A 17,855-nucleotide genomic window follows, 5' to 3' on the forward strand; every position below is an offset into this window, starting at 1 on the left:
GGCACCGCCGTTTGGTGTGTGGGCGTCGGGGTCAGCCGACGCGGTGGAGCCAGCGCACGGGCGCACCGTCACCGGCGTACCGGAAGGGCTCCAGTTCCTGGTCCCAGGCCGTGCCGAGCAGTTCGGCCATCTCGGCGCGGAACTCCTGCGGGTCGCCGCCGCTCGCCATGAGGGCGCTGCGCAGTCGGTCCTCGCTGACGACGGCGTCGCCGCTGGCGGAGGTCCAGGTGTGATGGATGCCCAGGCTGGGCGTGTGCGACCAACGCGAGCCGTCCGTGCCGGCCGAGGGCTCTTCGGTGACCTCGTAGCGCACGTGATCCCAGCCGCGCAGGGCGCTGGCGAGCCGCGCGCCGGTACCGGCGTCACCGGCCCAGCTGAACTCGGTGCGCACGAGGCCGGGCGCGACGGGCTGATCGGTCCACTCGAGGGACACGTCGAGGCCCAAGATGCTCTCCAGGGCCCATTCGATGTGCGGGCACAGCGCCGCTGGGGTGGAGTGAACGAACACCACCCCGCGGGTCATGACGCGTGAGGACGTCATCGACATCCGAACCTCCTGTGTGCGCGAGGGACGTCTTCCCCAACGACCTCATGCGATTTCAGGTGTTCGAACTGTGCGGTTGTGGCCCCATCATGCCTCACGGGGCACGGCGAAGGCGAGAACGCCGCGCGGGCGGGCGCGGTCGAAAACTGGACTTCGGAGTAGGGCGGGTGGGGCTTGAACCCACGACCCAAGGATTATGAGTCCTCTGCTCTGACCGGCTGAGCTACCGCCCCGAGCCCGGCGCTCAGGCGCCCGGCACTCGCGGAAGTGTAGCCGCTCGCCCCCAAGGACGAGTCCGCAGCCAACACCGGGTGCAGCGCCCACGTGGCCGCGAACCTCCAAAACCCTGTCATACCTATGCTTGTGTGTTTGTACCGATTAGGTCACAGGTGAGCATCCGGTAGCGCTCATCCGTGCAGGCGTTACTACGCTCACATCCATGACTGGAGCCACCACTGCCACCGAGCAGTCCGACATCCGGGCGAAGCGCGGCGAGCCGCTCGTCGTTCTCGAGGGTGTCAACAAGCACTACGGTGACCTGCATGTCCTGAAGGACATCAACCTCACGATCAACCGCGGCGAGGTCGTCGTCATCCTCGGCCCGTCGGGTTCGGGTAAGTCGACGCTGTGCCGCACGATCAACCGCCTCGAGACGATCGAGAACGGCACGATCCAGATCGACGGCAAGGAGCTTCCCGCCGAGGGAGCGGGCCTCGCGAAGCTGCGCGCCGACGTCGGGATGGTCTTCCAGTCGTTCAACCTCTTCGCCCACAAGACGATTCTCGACAACGTGACCCTCGGCCCGATCAAGGTGCGCAAGAAGTCCAAGGGCGACGCCGAGTCGCGCGCCATGGAACTGCTCAAGCGCGTGGGCGTCGACCACCAGGCCAAGAAGTTCCCGGCCCAGCTCTCCGGCGGTCAGCAGCAGCGTGTGGCCATCGCGCGCTCTCTCGCCATGGAGCCGAAGGTCATGCTCTTCGACGAGCCCACCTCCGCCCTCGACCCCGAGATGATCAACGAGGTCCTCGACGTCATGGCGCAGCTGGCCAAGGAGGGCATGACGATGATCGTCGTCACGCACGAGATGGGCTTCGCCCGTCGCGCTGCCGATCGCGTCATCTTCATGGCCGACGGCGAGATCCTCGAGCAGGCTGAGCCCGAAGAGTTCTTCACCAACCCCAAGTCCGATCGCGCCAAGGATTTCCTCGGCAAGATCCTCACCCACTGACCCTCGGGTCAGGTCTTTTACCAGGAGGAAATCCATGATGAAGCGCGCAATCGCCACGGTCGGCGTCGCGTCCCTCGCCCTCGGCCTCAGCGCCTGTGGCGGCAGTGACGACGAGTCGAGCTCCGGCCCGGGCGACAAGGTCAAGATCGGCATCAAGTTCGACCAGCCGGGTCTCGGCCTCAAGGCCGGTTCCGACTACAAGGGTCTCGACGTCGACGTCGCCAAGTACGTCGCCAAGGAAATGGGCTACGAGGCGGACAAGATCGAGTTCGTCGAAACGCCGTCCAAGCAGCGCGAGAAGATGCTCGAGAACGGCTCCGTGAAGATGATCTTCGCGACCTACTCGATCACCGACAAGCGCAAGAAGGTCGTCTCCTTCGGCGGCCCATACTTCATCGCTGGCCAGTCGGTCCTCGTGAAGTCGGACAGCTCGATCAAGAGCGTCTCCGACCTGTCGGGCAAGAAGGTCTGCTCCGTCACCGGTTCGACGTCGGTCGACAACCTCAAGGAGAAGCAGCCGAACCTCGTGCCCCAGAAGTACGACAAGTACTCCGAGTGTGCTGACGCTCTCGCCTCGGGCGCCATCGAGGCCATGACGACGGACAACACGATCCTCGCCGGCTACGCCAACCAGGATGCCTACAAGGGCAAGTTCAAGCTCGTCGGTGACCCGTTCACCGAGGAGAAGTACGGCGTCGGCCTCAAGAAGGGCGACAAGGCCACCTGCGAGAAGGTCAACGCCGCGATCAAGAAGATGGTCGACTCCGGCGAGTGGAAGAAGGCCGTCGAGGCCAACCTCGGCGCCGACTTCAAGTACGACACCAAGGTGAACCCGCCGAAGTCGTTCGAAGCCTGCTCCTGATCTATCTGACGCGGCGGGTGGGGCCGGTGAACTTTCACCAGCCCCACCCGCCTCGCACGTTCCGAAAGGCATTGCATGTCAACGCTTTTCAGCGATTATGATCTGCTGTCCGCGCTGTGGATGACGATCAAGCTGACGATTGCTGCGGCTATCGGTTCCCTCGTCGTGGGCACCCTGGTCGCCGTTCTGCGCATGTCGCCGGTGCCGATGCTGCGTTTCCTGGGCACCTCGTACGTCAACATCTTCCGCAACACGCCGCTGACGCTCATCATCCTGTCGTGCAACCTCGTGCTGTGGGCAAAGCTGGGTATCAACCTGGCTGACAGCAAGAGCCCCGACTTCTTCGACACGAACAACTTCCGCCTCGCGGTCGTCGGTCTCGTGCTCTACCACGCGTCGTACGTCTGTGAGGCGCTGCGTTCCGGTGTGAACACCATTCCGCTCGGGCAGGCCGAGGCCGCTCGCTCGATCGGTCTGACGTTCGGGCAGTCGCTGCGCGAGGTTATCCTCCCCCAGGCCTTCCGCGGCTCGATTGTTCCGTTGGGCAACGCCCTGATCGCCCTCACGAAGAACACGACGGTCGCCGTCGTCATCGGCGTGGCTGAAATGGCGGCAATGCTCGCGAAGGTCACCGAGGACGACCCGGGTCTGCTCAACCAGGCCTTCGTGGCCTCGGCGATCGCCTTCGTCCTCCTGACCCTGCCGACCGGACTCCTCGTCGGCCACCTCGGCAAGAAGTTGGCGGTGAAGCGATGAGCGCCGGAGTTCTCTTCGACGCGCCGGGCCCCAAGGCCCGCCGTCGTCACATGATCCTGACCGGGGTCGGTGTCCTGCTGTTGGCAGCCGTCCTCTGGGTCGTCTACAAGCGACTTGACGACAAGGGACAGTTCACGGCCGCCATGTGGAAGCCGTTCACGGATCCTGAGCTGTGGAAGGAATACATCCTCCCCGGCCTCGTGGGCACGCTGAAGGCGGCCTTCGCTGGCATGATCGGCGCGACGATCTTCGGTGTCATCTTCGCGATGGCTCGCATGTCGCAGATCAAGCCCCTGAGCTGGGCCGCGGGTGTCATCGTCGAGTTCGGGCGCGCCGTCCCCGTCCTGCTCATGATGCTGTTCCTCTACGGCGCACTCACCCGCGGCGGCGCCGAGGACATCCACGCCTTCATCGCGACCGTCACGGCCCTCGTCATCTACAACGGTTCCGTGGTCGCCGAGGTCATCCGCTCCGGCGTCGACCAGCTGCCCAAGGGCCAGCGCGAGGCGGGTGTCGCGATCGGTCTGACCGACTCGCAGACGCTGCGTTCGATCCTGCTCCCCCAGGCTGTCACCGCGATGCTGCCGACCCTGATCAGCCAGCTCGTCGTCATCCTCAAGGACACGGCGCTGGGTTACCAGGTTCAGTACGGCGAGATGCTCTACAAGGGCAAGAACGCCTCGACGATCTTCGCCAACATCGTGCCGACGCTCATCGTCATCGGCACGATCTACATCCTGCTCAACTACGCGATCTCCAAGGTCGCCGTGCTCGCTGAGAAGTGGCTGCAGAACCGCGGCCGCGCAGCCGAGGACAGCGCTCAGGGCGGCGGCCCGGCGAGCGGCGTCACAGCCGGTGTCGCAACGGTCGGGGCCCCCGGCGTCGACCTCGCCGCACACAACAAACAGGTGTAGGTCGATCCCTCGACGAGGCCCCCACGGTCTGATCGTGGGGGCCTCGTTCGCACCTGTTCACCGACCCGGAGACGGGCAACGAAAAAGGGCCGCTTTCGCGGCCCTTCTCGTTGTGCTCCCCCACTTGGACTCGAACCAAGAACCCTCCGATTAACAGTCGAATGCTCTGCCAATTGAGCTATAGGGGAATGCTTGACCCAGCGGCCCGGGCTCTCACCCGAACGTTTGGCGCGCCGTAACTGTAGCAAAGGTTTCTCAGCCGTTCATAATCGCCTTGCCACCGGTTCAGCGCATGCCGGCCTCACGCAGTCGGTTGAGCTGGGTCTGCAGTTCGAACAGCCTCGCGCTGGCCGCGCGGGAGTCGTCGGCGTAACCGCTCGCGCCCGGGTCCAGACGGCGCAGGCGGCCCAGAGCGTCGGCGATCGCCGCGTTGAGCGCGCCCTCCTGCACGTTCTGGATGAGCGCCCCGACGTAGCGCTCGTCGGGGCGCCCCGTCGTCGGGTCGAGCTTCGTCGGCAGGTCGCGCACGACGAGTTCGGTGAGCACGTCGTGCAACTGCGGGTCGGTGCTCGAGCGGATGGCCTCGTTCCACGCCCCGATGGACGTCACACGTGACGGCCCGCCCGCCTTGATCGCAGCATCCAGGATGAACCGGTGCGCCGGCGCGCGAAGGTCGCCGGGGCGCAGTTGCTCGAAGACGGTGCCCTTCAACGACTCGGGGTACTGGAGCATCACCTGGAGCAACTGCCGCTCCCCCGCGATCGTCGGATCACGAGGATCCGGCTTGGGGATACCCGGACGCTCCGGCGCGACCGGGATGCCCGCGTCGGGGCGACTGGCTGTCTCGTTCTGCTGCTGCCCCTCAGGTGGACGCTGGGCCGTGGCACGCCGGTTCTCGTAGCGTCGAGCCGTACCGCCCTTGGGCGCGGTACGAACGGCGGCGTTGAGCTGTTCGATCTCAACACCGATCCAGCCCGCCACCGTGCGCACGTACTCCGGACGCAACGTCGTGTCGCGGATGCCCGCAATGATCGGCGCAACAGCCTTCATCGCCGATACGCGACCCTCGGCGTGGTCGAGATCGAACCCGAAGATCGTCGTACGCACCGCGAACTCGAACATGGGCACCGCGTCGTTGATGAGGGCCTTGACCGCCTCGTCGCCGTGGCGCAGCCGCAGGTCGCACGGGTCCATACCGTCCTTCGCGACGGCCACGAACGACTGGGACGCCCAGCGCTGATCCTCCTCGAACGCCTTCATCGCTGCCTTCTGGCCGGCTGCGTCGCCGTCGAAGGTGAAGATGACACGGGCCGGCGTACCACCGGCCTCGTCCCGCATGATGCGGCGCAACGACTTGATGTGGTCGACGCCGAAGGCCGTGCCACAGGTCGCGACGGCGTTGTCGACGCCGGCCAGGTGCGCGGCCATGACGTCGGTGTACCCCTCGACGACGACAGCGCGGCGCTCACGCGAGATCGTCTTCTTCGCGAGGTCGAGGCCGTAGAGCATGTGGGTCTTCTTGTAGATCGGCGTCTCGCTCGTGTTGAGGTACTTCGCCTCGATGCGGTCGTCGTCGAAGATCCGGCGCGCGCCGAAGCCGACGGTGTCGCCCGTGATGTCACGGATCGGCCACACCACTCGCCCGCGGAAGCGGTCGTAGAGCCCGCGCGAGGACTGCCCCGCCAGACCAGAGGCCGTCATCTCGTCGGGGTTGAAGCCCTTGGCCTGGAGGTGCGCGACAAGAGCGTCACCGGAACGCGGCGCAAAGCCGACGCCGAAGTGCTTGGCGTGGGTGCCGTTGAAGCCCTTGGCCCGCAGGAAGTCACGCCCGGCGCGGGCATGCTCGCCCTTGTCGCCGATGAGCCGCTCGAGGTAGAACTCCTCGGCCACCCGGTGGGCCTCGACGAGACGCATGCGGCGCCCGGCCGGCTCGCGGTCGGGGCGCTCGCCCTCCTCGTAGCGCAGCTCCAAGCCGACCTTCGCGGCCAGACGCTCGACGGCGTCCGTGAACGTGAGGTGCTCGAGCTCCATGACGAAGGAGATGACGTCGCCCGACTGGCCACACCCGAAGCAGTGGTAAACGCCGACAGCGGGGCGCACGGTGAAACTCGGCGTCTTCTCGTCGTGGAACGGACACAGGCCCTTGAGCGAACCGGCACCGGCCCGACGCAGCGTGACGTGCTCGGAGACGACGTCCTCGATGTCCACGCGGTCCTTGACGGCAGCGATGTCCTCCGCCTTGATGAGACCGGCCACGTCGCTCCTTCCGGGATCTTCACGCGTCCCCTCAGTCTAGGCGCGAGGGGTGTTCGCCTGGCTCAGTGACTGTGGACGCCGAGGCGCACGGCCCGGGCGTCCGTCAGGCTCGCCACTTGGTCCACGACGACGCGTAGCGCCTCCGCGTCCGACGTGGCGTGTTCGATGTCGTCGAGGAACATGGGGTCCATGTCGTCCGGATGCTGGGCGAAGTGCGCCACGAGCGCCTCCACGACCTCACGCTGCCGTGTGTGCTGTTCGTCGCGCATCGGAGTGAACATGACGAAGTGCGCCGAGATTCCCTTGAGCACGGCCACCTGAGCGCGCACGTCGTCCGGGATGACGAGGCGTGCCTCGTAGCGCACGAGCGGGGCACTGCCGTAGCGCTCCCGCGTGGCGTCCTCGGGCGCTGCCGCGAAGCGTCCGACGAGGGTGCTCGTCATGTCCTTGAGAGCCGCGAGATCGCGGCGGGTGCCGTCGTACGTCGCTGGAAGGTCGTCACGCAGAACCCGTTCCAGCGCTTCGTCGAGGACTGCCGCCGGCAGGTCGGGCGCATACATCCGTGCGGCCACCTCGACGACAGCCGCCCGCTCCGCCGTGCCGTCGAGCGCCTTCAGGTCCAGGGCCTCGGCCGCGATGGCGTCCTCGACGTCGTGCACGCTGTAGGCCACGTCGTCGGCCCAGTCCATGATCTGCGCCTCGAGACACGTGCCGCCTTCCACACCGTCACGCACGAAGTCGAAGACGTCGCGATCGTCCTCGTACACCCCGAACTTGCGGGAGCCCTCGGGGCCGTGGCCGCGCCGCCAGGGGTACTTCGTCGACGCGTCGAGCGTCGCCCGCGTGAGGTTGAGCCCGGCAGGGCGCCCCTTCGGGGTCTGACGCTTCGCCTCGAGGCGTGTGAGGAGTCGGAACGTCTGGGCGTTGCCCTCGAAACCACCGATGTCGTCGCACAGAGCGTCGAGGACCTGCTCACCGAAGTGCCCGAACGGTGGGTGCCCCAGATCGTGGGCCAAACATGCGGCGTCGACGACGTCGCTGTTGCACCCGAGAGCGTCTGCCAGTTCGCGCCCGATCTGCGCCACCTCGAGTGAATGTGTCAACCGGTTGCGAACGAAATCGTCCGTACCTGCCTGCCACACCTGCGTTTTCGTCGACAACCGGCGCAAGGCCGCCGAGTGGACGATGCGCGCCCTGTCGCGCGCGAAGTCATCACGATCGGAGCGCTTACGTGTCAGATCCTCGACGACGTAACGCTCGCGGTCGGCGGCGGTGTAGGCGTTCAGCGAAGGGCCTCGAGCTGCTTGCGAAGGTCGGTGGCCCAGCCGTTGAGCCAGTCGCGGCGCATCTCGTTCCAGGCGTCTGCGATGAAGTCGCTGGGGAACATGATGCTCGACTCGTCCGGCAGGGAAAGACCCAGGTCGCGGCCGTCCGCATCGGTGATGACGCGCCACTCGAGGACGGACTCCAGCGTCAGCCACTGGCCGAGCGCGAAGCCGAGCATGGCGACGAACGGCGTCGGATCCTCACGCTCGTCCTCGTCCTGGTCAAGGACGTCGTCGACGTAGCTCTCGTACGCGCGATCGATGGAGCGGACATCCGTGACGTCGATGTTCCAGCGCGCAGCATCGTCGAGCCACTTGTCGAGCACCTCCTGCTCGGCCGGCCCCACGGGTTCGATGGTGATCTCGCTCATCAGCTGGCCCTCCCGTAGCGCACGCGAGCGCGCTCGCGCGCCTTGATCGCCTCGACCTCTCGGTCCTTCGGCGGAGCGTTGGTGACCAGGGAGTCGATGAGTTCGCGCGACGCCGCGGTGATCACCTCGACGGCCGCCTCGTACGCGGCCTCGTTGGCGGCGGAGGGCTTGGTGGATCCACCGATCTTGCGCACGTACTGCAACGCTGCGGCGCGCACCTCGTCGTCGGTGGCCGGAGGCTCGAAGTTGTTCAACGGACGGATGTTGCGGCACATGCGCATAGCGTTGCACATTCCGCCCACTACGACGGCAGTCGAGCGGCCCCGCCCACTACGCTGAGAGCATGACTCGCCTCCCGCACCCCCTGGTCTCGGCCACGCGCCTGAAGCAGCGCCTCGACGCCGGTGAACCCATCACGCTGCTCGACGCGCGGTGGGTGCTCGGTGGCGAATCGCAGCGTCCTGCCTACGCAGAAGCTCACCTTCCCGGCGCACGCTGGGTGGAGTTCGAGGACGCCCTCACCGGAACGCCGGGCGACGGCGGAGAAGGTGGCCGTCACCCCATGCCGAACCGGAAGAGCTTTCAGTCGGCCATGCGCGCCGCCGGCGTGATGAACGACGTTCCGGTCGTCGTCTACGACGCCTCCAACTCCCTGGCGGCCGCCCGTGCGTGGTGGCTTCTGCGCTACTTCGGCAAGCTCGACGTCCAGGTCCTCGACGGAGGGTTCGACGCCTGGGTCGCCGCGGGTGGCGACGTCGTGCCCGGCGAGGACTCCGCCGCCGAGGAAGGCGACTTCGTCGCCACACCGCGCCATCTCACCGCCGTCGACGCCGAAGGTGCAGCCGACCTCGCAGACCGCCACCTGCTCATCGACGCCCGATCCCCCGAACGTTTTGCCGGCCAGAACGAACCGGTCGACGCCGTCGCCGGACGCATCCCCGGCGCCGTCAACATCCCCGCCCTGTCGAACGTCGGCCCAGACGGGCGCTTCCTGTCGACCGACGACCTCGCCATGCGGTTCACCGCCAAGGGCCTGCCCACGCACCAGCGCGTCGGCGTGTACTGCGGCTCCGGTGTGCAGGCCATGCACCTGGCTCTCGCCCTCGAAGTGAGCGGCGTGTTCCCGGACCCGGCCGTCTACGTCGGATCGTGGTCGGACTGGATCACCGATCCCGATCGTCCGGTCGAGAGCGACGCCTGGACCTGAGCCCCCGTTCCACCGACGAAACGGCCGTGGCCGCTCCCCGACTGATCGGGAGCGGCCACGGCCGTTCGGCGTGCGGTGTGGCTCAGACGCGCTTGGGCAGGCCCAGGGTGACGTCGGCCTCGGCCTCGAGCTCGAGCGCCTTCTCCGGCTCGGCCTTCATGTCGGTGCCGAGCGTCGGCATGACCGAGCGCAGCTCGTTCTCCCACGTGCTCCACTCGTCCTTGAACGACGTGCGCAGGATGTCGAGCGCGATCGGCACTGCGGTGGACGCACCCGGCGAGGCGCCGAGCACGCCGGCGATCGAGCCGTTCGCCGAGCTGATGACCTCGGTACCGAACTGGAGCGTGCCCTTCGTGCCCGAAGCGGGCTTGATGATCTGCGCGCGCTGACCGGCGACGAAGAGCTTCCAGTCCTCGCTCTTGGCCGTCGGGGCGAAGTCACGCAGCGCCTCGATGCGCTTGGCCTGGTTGGCGATGAGGTCCTGCGCCAGCACCTTCGTCAGGCCGAGGTTGTCGAGACCGGCCGTCGCGATCGGCAGGAGGTTGTCACCGCGCAGCGACGCGAAGAGGTCGAGAACCGAGCCCTCCTTGAGGAACTTCGGCACGAGGCCCGCGAACGGACCGAACAGCGCGGTGCGCTGGCCGTCGATGATGCGGGCGTCGAGGTGCGGCATCGACATGGGCGGAGCACCCTCGGCGGCCTTGCCGTACACCTTCGTGTTGTGCTTCGAGGTGAGCGCCGTGTTCTCCGTTGACAGGAACGTGCCGGAGACCGGGAACAAGCCGTAACCCTTGACCTCGGGAACGCCCGCCTTGCGCAGCAGCTTCAGCGTGTAGCCGCCGGCGCCGACGAGCACGAGCTTCGTGCGCACCGTCTTGGCGGCACCGTCACGCAGGTTCTTGACCGCGACGTTCCACATGCCGTCGGAGTTGCGCGAGATGTCGGTGACGTCGTGCTCGAGCTCCAGCGAACCACCGCGGGCCGTGAAGTCGGTGAAGAGCTGTCGCGTCACGGCACCGAAGTCGACGTCGGTACCGCTCGGGGCATAGGTGGCGGCGATCTTCTCACCAGCAGGGCGGCCCTCGATGAGCAGCGGCGACCACTGCTCGATCTGGCCGTAGTCCTCCGAGTGCTCCATGTCGTGGAAGAACGGGTGCGCCGAGAGAAGACGGTAACGCTCACGCAGGAACTTCTGGTTCGCGTCGCCCTTGACGAACGACATGTGCGGCGTGTTGTTGATGAACGTCGACGGCTCACGCAGAGCGCCCTCGCGCACGAGCGAACCCCAGAAGGTCTTCGTCGTCATGAACTGCGAGTGGATGCCGATGGCCTTCGTGATGTCGACGCTGCCGTCGGGCATCTCAGGCGTGTAGTTGAGCTCGCACAGCGCCGCGTGGCCGGTGCCCGCGTTGTTCCAGCCGTTCGACGACTCCTTCGCCACGGCGTCCAGACGCTCGTAGACGCTCAGTTTCCACTCGGGGTGGACTCGCTGGATCATGGCCGCCAGCGTTGCGCTGACGATGCCGCCTCCGATGAGAACGACGTCCACGGACTCGGATGCGCTCTTCGCGCCCTCGTTGTTCACCCACATACCCCTTCACATCGCGTATTCAGGCTCTCCCGACGACGATACTCGGCGGTCACGACCCGCGGCCACTCGGTGTGCACGCTGTGACGCGTTGCTCAGCCGCCGGAGTTCTCCGCCTCGGCCTCGGCGACCCACGCCGCCTGCTGCGCGGTGAGGTCCTGCGTGTCCAGCCACCCCTCGGGTAGGACGACGCGTCGCTCGCTTCCGGCGCGACCGCGCGGCCCCTCCGCAGGGGCGCCGGGCCACGGCTGGTCGAGGTCGAGGCTCGCGATGAGGTCGTCGAGCGAGGCGAGCGAATCGACGAGCGCCAACTGGTGGCGAAGCTGCGAGCCGACGGGGAAGCCCTTGAAGTACCAGGCGATGTGCTTGCGAATGTCGCGGCAGCCCTTGACCTCGTCGTCGTAGAACTCGACGAGGTACTCGGCATGACGACGCAGCGTGGCGCACACCTCCCCGAGGCCGGGGTCGACGCGGGCGTCGGAGCCGGCGAAGGCGGCAGCGAGTTCGGTGAAGAGCCACGGACGACCGAGGCAGCCGCGTCCGACGACGACGCCGTCGCACCCGGTCTCGGTGACCATGCGCAGCGCGTCGTCCGCGGACCAGATGTCGCCGTTGCCGAGCACGGGGATGCTCGTCACCGTCTGCTTGAGGTCGCGGATGGCGCTCCAGTCGGCGTGACCCGAATAGGCCTGCGACGCGGTGCGCGCGTGGAGCGCGACGGCGGCCGCGCCCTCGCCCTCGGCGATGCGGCCGGCCTCGAGGAAGGTCAGGTGGTCGGCGTCGATGCCCTTGCGCATCTTGACGGTGACGGGAATGTCGTACGGCGCCGCTTCACGGATGACCGAGCTGACGATGCCGCGGAACAGCTCCGTCTTCCACGGCAGGGCCGAGCCGCCGCCCTTGCGCGTCACCTTGGGTACCGGGCAGCCAAAGTTGAGGTCGATGTGGTCGGCGCGTCCCTCGCTCGCGAGGATGCGGGCCGCGCGTCCGGCGTTGACCGGATCGGTGCAGTACAGCTGGATCGAACGAGGGTTCTCGTCCGGGTCGGTTTCGATGAGCTTCATCGTGATGGGGGTGCGCTCGACGAGGGCGCGCGAGGTGATCATCTCGCTGACGTAGAGCGACGTCGCACCGCTCGCCCCACCGGCCACGGCGCCCTCGGTGCCGTACTGACGGCACAGGCGTCGGAAGGCCCGGTTCGTGATGCCCGCCATCGGCGCGAGCACAACCGGGGAGTCGATCGTGTGGCGCCCGATCTGCAGGGGCGCGAGAACGGGCGTGGCGGGGCGGTCGAGAACAGTCATCGCGTCCCATTCTCCCACCTCGCAGCGAGTGCCCCGAAAGCGCGAGCGCGGGCGTCCACTACGCTTGTTCGGTGCCCGAGAACGAGTCCACGAACGACCAGCGCCCCGAAGTCTCCGTCAGCACGACGCGCGCGAAGGTGATGCACGCGTCCGACCCCGCCGTCGGCGCGATGGCCCGCCTCCCCCAGGGCGCCGTCGTCACGGCGTTCGTCGTCGTCATGGTGATTGGCATCGTCTTCCGGGGCGTCATCGGCGCGATCTGCTTCGGCCTCGTCTCGCTCGTGTTGGGCTGGCTGCTCTACCTGTCGTGGAACCAACTGCGCCCCGTCGACCGACTGGCGCGCGCCGCCGTCCTGTGTCTGACGGTGGCCGTCACCGTCGTCCTCGCCGTTCCCAAGTGAGCGATTTTGACAATGATTCTCACTTGAGGTGAGAATGGTTGTCATGCTTCGCACCTCACGCCTCAGCCTCGCCGCATCCGCCCTCGTCGTCACCACGGCCCTCACGGCCTGTGGTTCGGGATCGTCGAATTCGGGTTCGGGCGACAAGGTCGAGACGGTCGCGAGCTTCTACGCCCTGCAGTACGCGCTCGAGCGCATCGGCGGCGACCGTGTGGAGGTCTCCTCGCTGACGAAGCCCGGGCAGGAGCCGCACGACATCGACCCCTCGCCCAAACAGATCGCCTCGCTGGCCGACGCCGACCTCGCGGTCTACCTCAAGGGGTTCCAGCCGAGCGTCGACGCGGCCGTCTCCTCGAACGCGAAGAAGGACAAGACGCTCGACGTCGCACCCGATGCGGACATGACGCTCAAGCTGTCGTCGACCGAGAGTGTCGGCGGCGAGGCCCACGAGCACAGCGAGGGCGACGGTCACGACCACAGCGGGGACACGGACCCGCACTTCTGGCTCGACCCGGTGCGCTACAAGGCCGTCGTTCAGGCCGTCGGTGCGCGCCTGGCCAAGGCCGATCCGGAGGGCAAGGCCACGTACGAGGCGAACACGAAGAAGATGGTGGCCGACCTCGACGCGCTGGACACCGAGTTCAAGAGCGGCTTGGCGAACTGCACGAACAAGACCCTCGTCACGGGCCACGCGGCGTTCGGCTACCTCGCGAGCCGGTACGGTTTCACGCAGGTCGGCGTCAGCGGCGTCTCCCCCGAGGCCGAGCCCACGCCGCAGCGCCTCAAGGCCGTGGCCGCGTTCGCGAAGAAGCACGCCACGACGACGATCTACTCGGAGACCCTCGTCTCACCGAAGACCGCCGAAACGGTGGCCAAGCAGACCGGTGCGAAGGTCGCCGTGCTCGACCCGCTCGAAGGCCTGACCGACGCGAGCAAGGGCAAGAACTACTTCGAGGTCATGAAGTCCAACCTCACAACGCTGAAGCAGGGGCAAGGGTGCAAGTGAAGGACGACAGTGAGCCGGTGATTCGGCTGCGCTCGGCCGCGTTCGGCTACGAAGGGCGGGCCGTCGTCAGTGACGTCGACCTCGACATCAATCACGGCGAGATCATCGCGGTGCTCGGGCCGAACGGTTCCGGTAAGTCGACGCTGATGCGCGGCGTGCTCGGCCTCAACGACCACGTGAGCGGCGAGGTGGAGCTCTTCGGCACGCCCGCGGCCGAGTTCAAGGAGCGCACGCGCATCGGCTACGTGCCGCAACGCCACACGCTCTCGGGGTCCGTTCGGGCGACGGTCGAGGAGATCGTCGAAGTCGGCCGGCTGCCGCACCGACGCTGGTACCAGCGCGCGAGCGCCGAGGATCGTCGTCTCGTCGCCGAGGCCCTTTCCGAGGTAGGCCTCGCCGACCGTGCGCTCGCCGACGTCTCCACGCTCTCGGGCGGTCAGCACCGTCGCGTCCTCATCGCTCGAGCGCTCGCCGCACAGCCGGACGTCCTCGTCATGGACGAGCCGACGGCGGGCGTCGACACGGCCAGCCAGGAGGTGCTCGCCGAGGTGCTCCAGAGCCTCGCCGCGACCGGTGTCACCATGGTGATCGTCACCCACGAGATCGAAGCGCTGCGCGGCGTCATCACCCGCGTCGTCGAGGTGACCCATGGGCACATCTCCTTCGACGGCACGCCCGGCGAGTACGGGCAGCGGTTCGCCCGCACCATCTCCGACGACCACCTGCACGTTCCCGGCGCTCACGACGCACACCACGACGCCGAGCACCACGTGCCCGGCCCGAGTTACGCCGTCGGACCGCTCGATCCGTCCCCACGCCACGAAGGAGGCCGACGTGGCTGAACTGTTCGCCCTCGACGCGATGCGTCACGCGCTCGTCGCGGCGCTGCTCGTCGGTGCTGCGGCGCCGGCGGTCGGCGTCTTCCTCGTCCAGCGCCGCCTGTCGCTCATCGGTGACGGCATCGGCCACGTCGCCCTGGCGGGCGTGGCCGTCGGTGTGCTCTTCTCGACGTCACCCATCCTGACGGCCCTCATCGCTGCCGTCCTGGCCGCGTGCGCCATCGAGTTCATCCGCCTGCGCGGCACGACGAACGCCGACGTGGCGCTGGCCGTCATGTTCTACGGCGGCATCGCGGCCGGCGTCGTGCTGCTGGCGCGCGCGGACAACGCGGGTCAGACGTCGATCAACCAGTACCTCTTCGGTTCGATCCTCACGACGGCCAGCGACCAGCTGTGGCAGTTCGGTGCCCTGGCGCTCGTCGTCGTCGGCGCCACGACGGTGCTGCGCAAGCGCCTTTTCGCCGTCGCGAACGACGAGGAGTACGCGCGTGCGGTCGGCCTCCCCGTCGTGCCGCTCAACCTCCTGCTGTCGATCCTCACGTCGGTGACGGTGGTGCTCTCGATGCGCGTCATCGGCCTGCTGCTCATCTCGGCGCTGATGATCCTGCCGAACGCGACCGGCCAGATCCTCGCCCGCAGCTTCCGCCTGACGACGGCGATCGCCGTGATCATCGGATGCCTCAGCGGCCTCAGCGGCGTCGTGTCGGCCTACTACCTCGACACCCCGCCCGGCGGAACGGTCGTGCTCGTGGCCGTCGGCATCTTCCTGGCCGCGTCCTTCGCGAGCGCCGTCGTGCGTTCCACTCGGGCGCGGCATGCGCGTCGGGTCACGCATCACGCGCACGAGCACCGAGAGGGTTGCGGTCACCCGGCGGTGCGCCACGGTGACCACGTCGACTACCTTCACGACGGCGAGTACCACGCACCGCACAAGGACCACTGGGACGCTCACGCGCCCGCCGATGCTGCGCCGAGCCCGAGGAGGCACGATGTCGACGCGTAAGCCCACCCGCCAGCAGGCCGCCGTCAGCGCCAAGCTCGACGAACTGGACGACTTCACCTCAGCGCAGGAGTTGCATGCACAGCTGCGTGCCTCCGGCGAGACGGTCGGCCTCGCCACCGTGTACCGCACACTGCAGAACCTCGCCGGGGACGGCACCGTCGACGTGCTGCGCACCGATGACGGCGAGGCGATCTACCGCAGCTGCGCGACGTCGAAGCATCACCACCACCTCGTGTGCCGTAACTGCGGGCACACGGTCGAGGTGGAGGGCCCGACCGTCGAGCATTGGGCCGACTCGGTGGCCGCGCACCACGGCTTCACCGAGGCGACACACCAGATCGAGATCTTCGGATTGTGCGCGCAGTGCTCGACGAGGAAGACGCACGTCTCGCTCTGACATCGCACAGCCCGCGCCTCGTCGGCGCGCGCTCGTCAGTCGATGAGGCCGTCGTCGTCGTAGATGCCACCGTCAGGGGCGTCGGGGTCGGCCATGAGCTGCGGGTCGTAGCCGGCCTTCGGCTTGGCCGCCGGCGCCGCGGCCGCTTGGCTCTCAGCCGCAGTCACCGCGTCGACGGCGCCGCCGTAGCGACGGTCGCGGCGGGCGTAGGTGTCCACGGCTTCCCAGAGCATCCGACGGTCGAAGTCGGGCCACAGGGTGTCGAGGAAGACCATCTCCGCGTAGGCGCTCTGCCAGAGCTGGAAGTTGCTCGTGCGCTGCTCGCCGGAGCTGCGCACGAAGAGGTCGACGTCCGGAAGCTCGGGCGCGTAGAGGTAGCTCTGGATCGTCTTCTCGGTGATCTTCTTCGGCGACAGACGACCGGCGGCGACGTCCTCGGCCATGGCGCGAGTGGCGTCGACGAGTTCGGCACGACCGCCGTAGTTGACGCACATCTGCAGGGTGCAGACGGTGTTGTTCTTCGTGCGCTCCTCAGCGCGCTCAAGTTCGCGCACGACAGAGCGCCACAGGCGAGGCTTGCGGCCACTCCAGATGACGCGCACGCCCCACGAGTCGAGCAGGTCGACGCGGCGACGGATCGTGTCGCGGTTGAAGCCCATGAGAAAGCGCACTTCCTCGGGCGAGCGGCGCCAGTTCTCCGTCGAGAAGGCGTAGGCGGAGATGTTCTTGACGCCGATGTCGATGCAGCCGGCGACGACGTCGATGAGCATCGCCTCGCCCGCCTCGTGGCCCTTGGTGCGCGGCAGGCCTCGCTCGTTCGCCCAGCGGCCGTTGCCGTCCATCACCATGGCGATGTGCTGAGGAATCAGCTCGGCCCGGATCGCCGGGGGCGTGGCCCCACTCGGGTGCGGTTCGGGCTTGATCGGCGTCACGAATGGTGTCCTTCCGAGGCGGTCGCGGGGGCAGCCGGACGAGCGGGTGCCGCGGCGATCTCGTGGTCTCCGCGGTCGACGTGGCGCAGCGAGCGTACGCCGTGTTCAAGGTGCCACTGTACGTACGAGGCGATGAGGGCACTCGACTGGCGGCGCACGCGATCATCGGTGGCGGCGACGCCGATCCAGTCGCCTCGCATGAGGGCGTCCATGAGGACGAAGGTCTCCGGCGCGGGCGCGCTTGAACCCGGTGGCCGGCACTGAGGGCACACCGCTCCCCCGGACGCGACGTTGAACGAGCGGTGCGGACCCGGGTCGCCGCAGCCGGCGCAGTCGCGGAAGCTCGGCGTCCAGCCGGCCGTGGCGACGGCGCGCACGAGGTAGGCGTCGAGCACGAGGTAGGCCGGAATCTCGTTCTGCGCAAGGGCCGCCAGGGCTCCCGCGAGGAGGTTGAAGTGGGCGAGGACGCGGTCGGAATCCTCACAGAGCCGGTCGGCCGTCTCGAGCATGGCGGCGCAGGCGGTATAGGCCGAGTAGTCCTTGGAGATGGCGTCGCCGTACGGAGCGAGGATGTCGACCTGGGTCACGGTGTCGAGGTTGCGCCCCTCGTACATCTGCACGTCGATGACCATGCCCGGTTCGAGGCGCGCCCCGAACTTCGACTTCGTCTTACGCACGCCCTTCGCGACGGCACGCTTCTTGCCGTGGTTGCGGGTGAGCATCGTGATGATGCGGTCGGCCTCCCCCAGCTTGTGGGTACGCAGCACGATCGCTGCGTCGCGGTAGAGGGCCATGACTCCATTGTCTCGCGGGCGTCAACACGGGGCGGGTGGGCGCGCCGTTGCCGAGTTCGGTTCCGCTTCTTGGTGACGGTTGGGGGGGGGGGGGGGGGGGGTGTGGGGCCCCCCCCCCCCCCCCCCCC

The 17,855-nt window shown here is 67.7% G+C and carries 19 protein-coding genes and 2 tRNA genes; 10 read left to right on the forward strand and 11 right to left on the reverse strand.

Going from position 1 to position 17,855, the window contains the following annotated elements:
• Positions 1–31 precede the first annotated feature (31 nt).
• A complete protein-coding gene (locus K9D12_RS09585; RefSeq protein ID WP_047312083.1) occupies positions 32–547 on the reverse strand; it encodes a DUF3145 domain-containing protein in 516 nt (171 codons plus the stop codon).
• A 156-nt stretch (positions 548–703) separates the two neighbouring features.
• Positions 704–777: transfer RNA gene (locus K9D12_RS09590), tRNA-Ile, on the reverse strand.
• A gap of 206 nt (positions 778–983) precedes the next feature.
• On the opposite strand from K9D12_RS09590, the gene K9D12_RS09595 reads away from it, so the two are divergent.
• The 4 genes from K9D12_RS09595 to K9D12_RS09610 all read left to right on the forward strand — a co-directional run bounded on the left by K9D12_RS09595 (position 984) and on the right by K9D12_RS09610 (position 4,304).
• Positions 984–1,772, forward strand: a complete 789-nt coding sequence (locus tag K9D12_RS09595) for an amino acid ABC transporter ATP-binding protein (protein ID WP_187034723.1) — start codon at positions 984–986, stop codon at positions 1,770–1,772.
• Positions 1,773–1,806: 34 nt separating this feature from the next.
• Positions 1,807–2,634: a glutamate ABC transporter substrate-binding protein gene (locus K9D12_RS09600; protein ID WP_370633489.1), complete on the forward strand. Its 828-nt coding sequence runs from the start codon at positions 1,807–1,809 to the stop codon at positions 2,632–2,634.
• A 75-nt stretch (positions 2,635–2,709) separates the two neighbouring features.
• On the forward strand, positions 2,710–3,390 hold the full coding sequence (locus K9D12_RS09605) for an amino acid ABC transporter permease (RefSeq protein ID WP_129665371.1): 681 nt from the start codon (positions 2,710–2,712) through the stop codon (positions 3,388–3,390).
• Positions 3,387–4,304, forward strand: a complete 918-nt coding sequence (locus K9D12_RS09610) for an amino acid ABC transporter permease (RefSeq protein WP_129665369.1) — start codon at positions 3,387–3,389, stop codon at positions 4,302–4,304. Before K9D12_RS09605 ends, K9D12_RS09610 begins: the two co-directional genes overlap by 4 nt.
• A gap of 115 nt (positions 4,305–4,419) precedes the next feature.
• Here K9D12_RS09610 and K9D12_RS09615 read toward each other — a convergent pair.
• The 5 genes from K9D12_RS09615 to K9D12_RS09635 form a co-directional block, all read right to left on the reverse strand.
• Positions 4,420–4,492, reverse strand: a tRNA-Asn gene (locus K9D12_RS09615).
• 97 nt (positions 4,493–4,589) lie between these two features.
• A complete protein-coding gene (dnaG, locus tag K9D12_RS09620; protein ID WP_129665367.1) occupies positions 4,590–6,560 on the reverse strand; it encodes a DNA primase in 1,971 nt (656 codons plus the stop codon).
• A 62-nt stretch (positions 6,561–6,622) separates the two neighbouring features.
• Complete coding sequence (locus tag K9D12_RS09625) at positions 6,623–7,918, reverse strand: deoxyguanosinetriphosphate triphosphohydrolase (protein WP_370633491.1); 1,296 nt, start codon at positions 7,916–7,918, stop codon at positions 6,623–6,625.
• Complete coding sequence (locus tag K9D12_RS09630; protein ID WP_047312078.1) at positions 7,843–8,256, reverse strand: DUF3806 domain-containing protein; 414 nt, start codon at positions 8,254–8,256, stop codon at positions 7,843–7,845. The genes K9D12_RS09625 and K9D12_RS09630 overlap by 76 nt, the downstream gene beginning before the upstream one ends.
• Entirely contained in the window at positions 8,256–8,531 is a 276-nt protein-coding gene (locus K9D12_RS09635) for a DUF2277 domain-containing protein (protein ID WP_129665365.1), read from the reverse strand. The genes K9D12_RS09630 and K9D12_RS09635 overlap by 1 nt, the downstream gene beginning before the upstream one ends.
• A 68-nt stretch (positions 8,532–8,599) precedes the next feature.
• On the opposite strand from K9D12_RS09635, the gene K9D12_RS09640 reads away from it, so the two are divergent.
• Complete coding sequence (locus tag K9D12_RS09640; RefSeq protein WP_047312077.1) at positions 8,600–9,463, forward strand: sulfurtransferase; 864 nt, start codon at positions 8,600–8,602, stop codon at positions 9,461–9,463.
• 82 nt (positions 9,464–9,545) lie between these two features.
• Here the strand turns inward: K9D12_RS09640 and mqo are convergent, their stop codons facing one another.
• Complete coding sequence (gene mqo / locus K9D12_RS09645; RefSeq protein WP_240730192.1) at positions 9,546–11,048, reverse strand: malate dehydrogenase (quinone); 1,503 nt, start codon at positions 11,046–11,048, stop codon at positions 9,546–9,548.
• A gap of 98 nt (positions 11,049–11,146) precedes the next feature.
• A complete protein-coding gene (gene dusB / locus K9D12_RS09650; RefSeq protein WP_118912637.1) occupies positions 11,147–12,355 on the reverse strand; it encodes a tRNA dihydrouridine synthase DusB in 1,209 nt (402 codons plus the stop codon).
• Positions 12,356–12,426: 71 nt separating this feature from the next.
• Here dusB and K9D12_RS09655 point away from each other — a divergent pair, with 71 nt between their 5' ends.
• Genes K9D12_RS09655 through K9D12_RS09675 form a run of 5 tightly spaced genes read left to right on the forward strand, consistent with a single transcriptional unit; the run spans position 12,427 to position 16,001 of the window.
• Positions 12,427–12,756, forward strand: a complete 330-nt coding sequence (locus K9D12_RS09655; protein ID WP_047312074.1) for a DUF6703 family protein — start codon at positions 12,427–12,429, stop codon at positions 12,754–12,756.
• A gap of 43 nt (positions 12,757–12,799) precedes the next feature.
• On the forward strand, positions 12,800–13,762 hold the full coding sequence (locus K9D12_RS09660; RefSeq protein WP_225911120.1) for a metal ABC transporter substrate-binding protein: 963 nt from the start codon (positions 12,800–12,802) through the stop codon (positions 13,760–13,762).
• Positions 13,759–14,604, forward strand: a complete 846-nt coding sequence (locus K9D12_RS09665) for a metal ABC transporter ATP-binding protein (protein ID WP_129665359.1) — start codon at positions 13,759–13,761, stop codon at positions 14,602–14,604. The genes K9D12_RS09660 and K9D12_RS09665 overlap by 4 nt, the downstream gene beginning before the upstream one ends.
• Positions 14,597–15,604 (forward strand): metal ABC transporter permease, encoded by a 1,008-nt coding sequence (locus tag K9D12_RS09670; RefSeq protein WP_129665357.1) that lies wholly within the window; start codon positions 14,597–14,599, stop codon positions 15,602–15,604. Before K9D12_RS09665 ends, K9D12_RS09670 begins: the two co-directional genes overlap by 8 nt.
• Positions 15,591–16,001, forward strand: a complete 411-nt coding sequence (locus tag K9D12_RS09675; protein WP_129665355.1) for a Fur family transcriptional regulator — start codon at positions 15,591–15,593, stop codon at positions 15,999–16,001. Before K9D12_RS09670 ends, K9D12_RS09675 begins: the two co-directional genes overlap by 14 nt.
• Before the next feature lie 35 nt (positions 16,002–16,036).
• Here the strand turns inward: K9D12_RS09675 and K9D12_RS09680 are convergent, their stop codons facing one another.
• Both K9D12_RS09680 and recO read right to left on the reverse strand, forming a co-directional pair.
• Entirely contained in the window at positions 16,037–16,933 is an 897-nt protein-coding gene (locus K9D12_RS09680) for an isoprenyl transferase (RefSeq protein WP_129665353.1), read from the reverse strand.
• Entirely contained in the window at positions 16,930–17,727 is a 798-nt protein-coding gene (gene recO, locus K9D12_RS09685; RefSeq protein WP_129665351.1) for a DNA repair protein RecO, read from the reverse strand. The genes K9D12_RS09680 and recO overlap by 4 nt, the downstream gene beginning before the upstream one ends.
• Between the last annotated feature and the right edge of the window lie 128 nt (positions 17,728–17,855).

Origin of the sequence: Dermacoccus sp. Tok2021 (assembly GCF_019895135.1) — a bacterium.
GTDB classification, from domain to species: domain Bacteria; phylum Actinomycetota; class Actinomycetes; order Actinomycetales; family Dermatophilaceae; genus Dermacoccus; species Dermacoccus abyssi.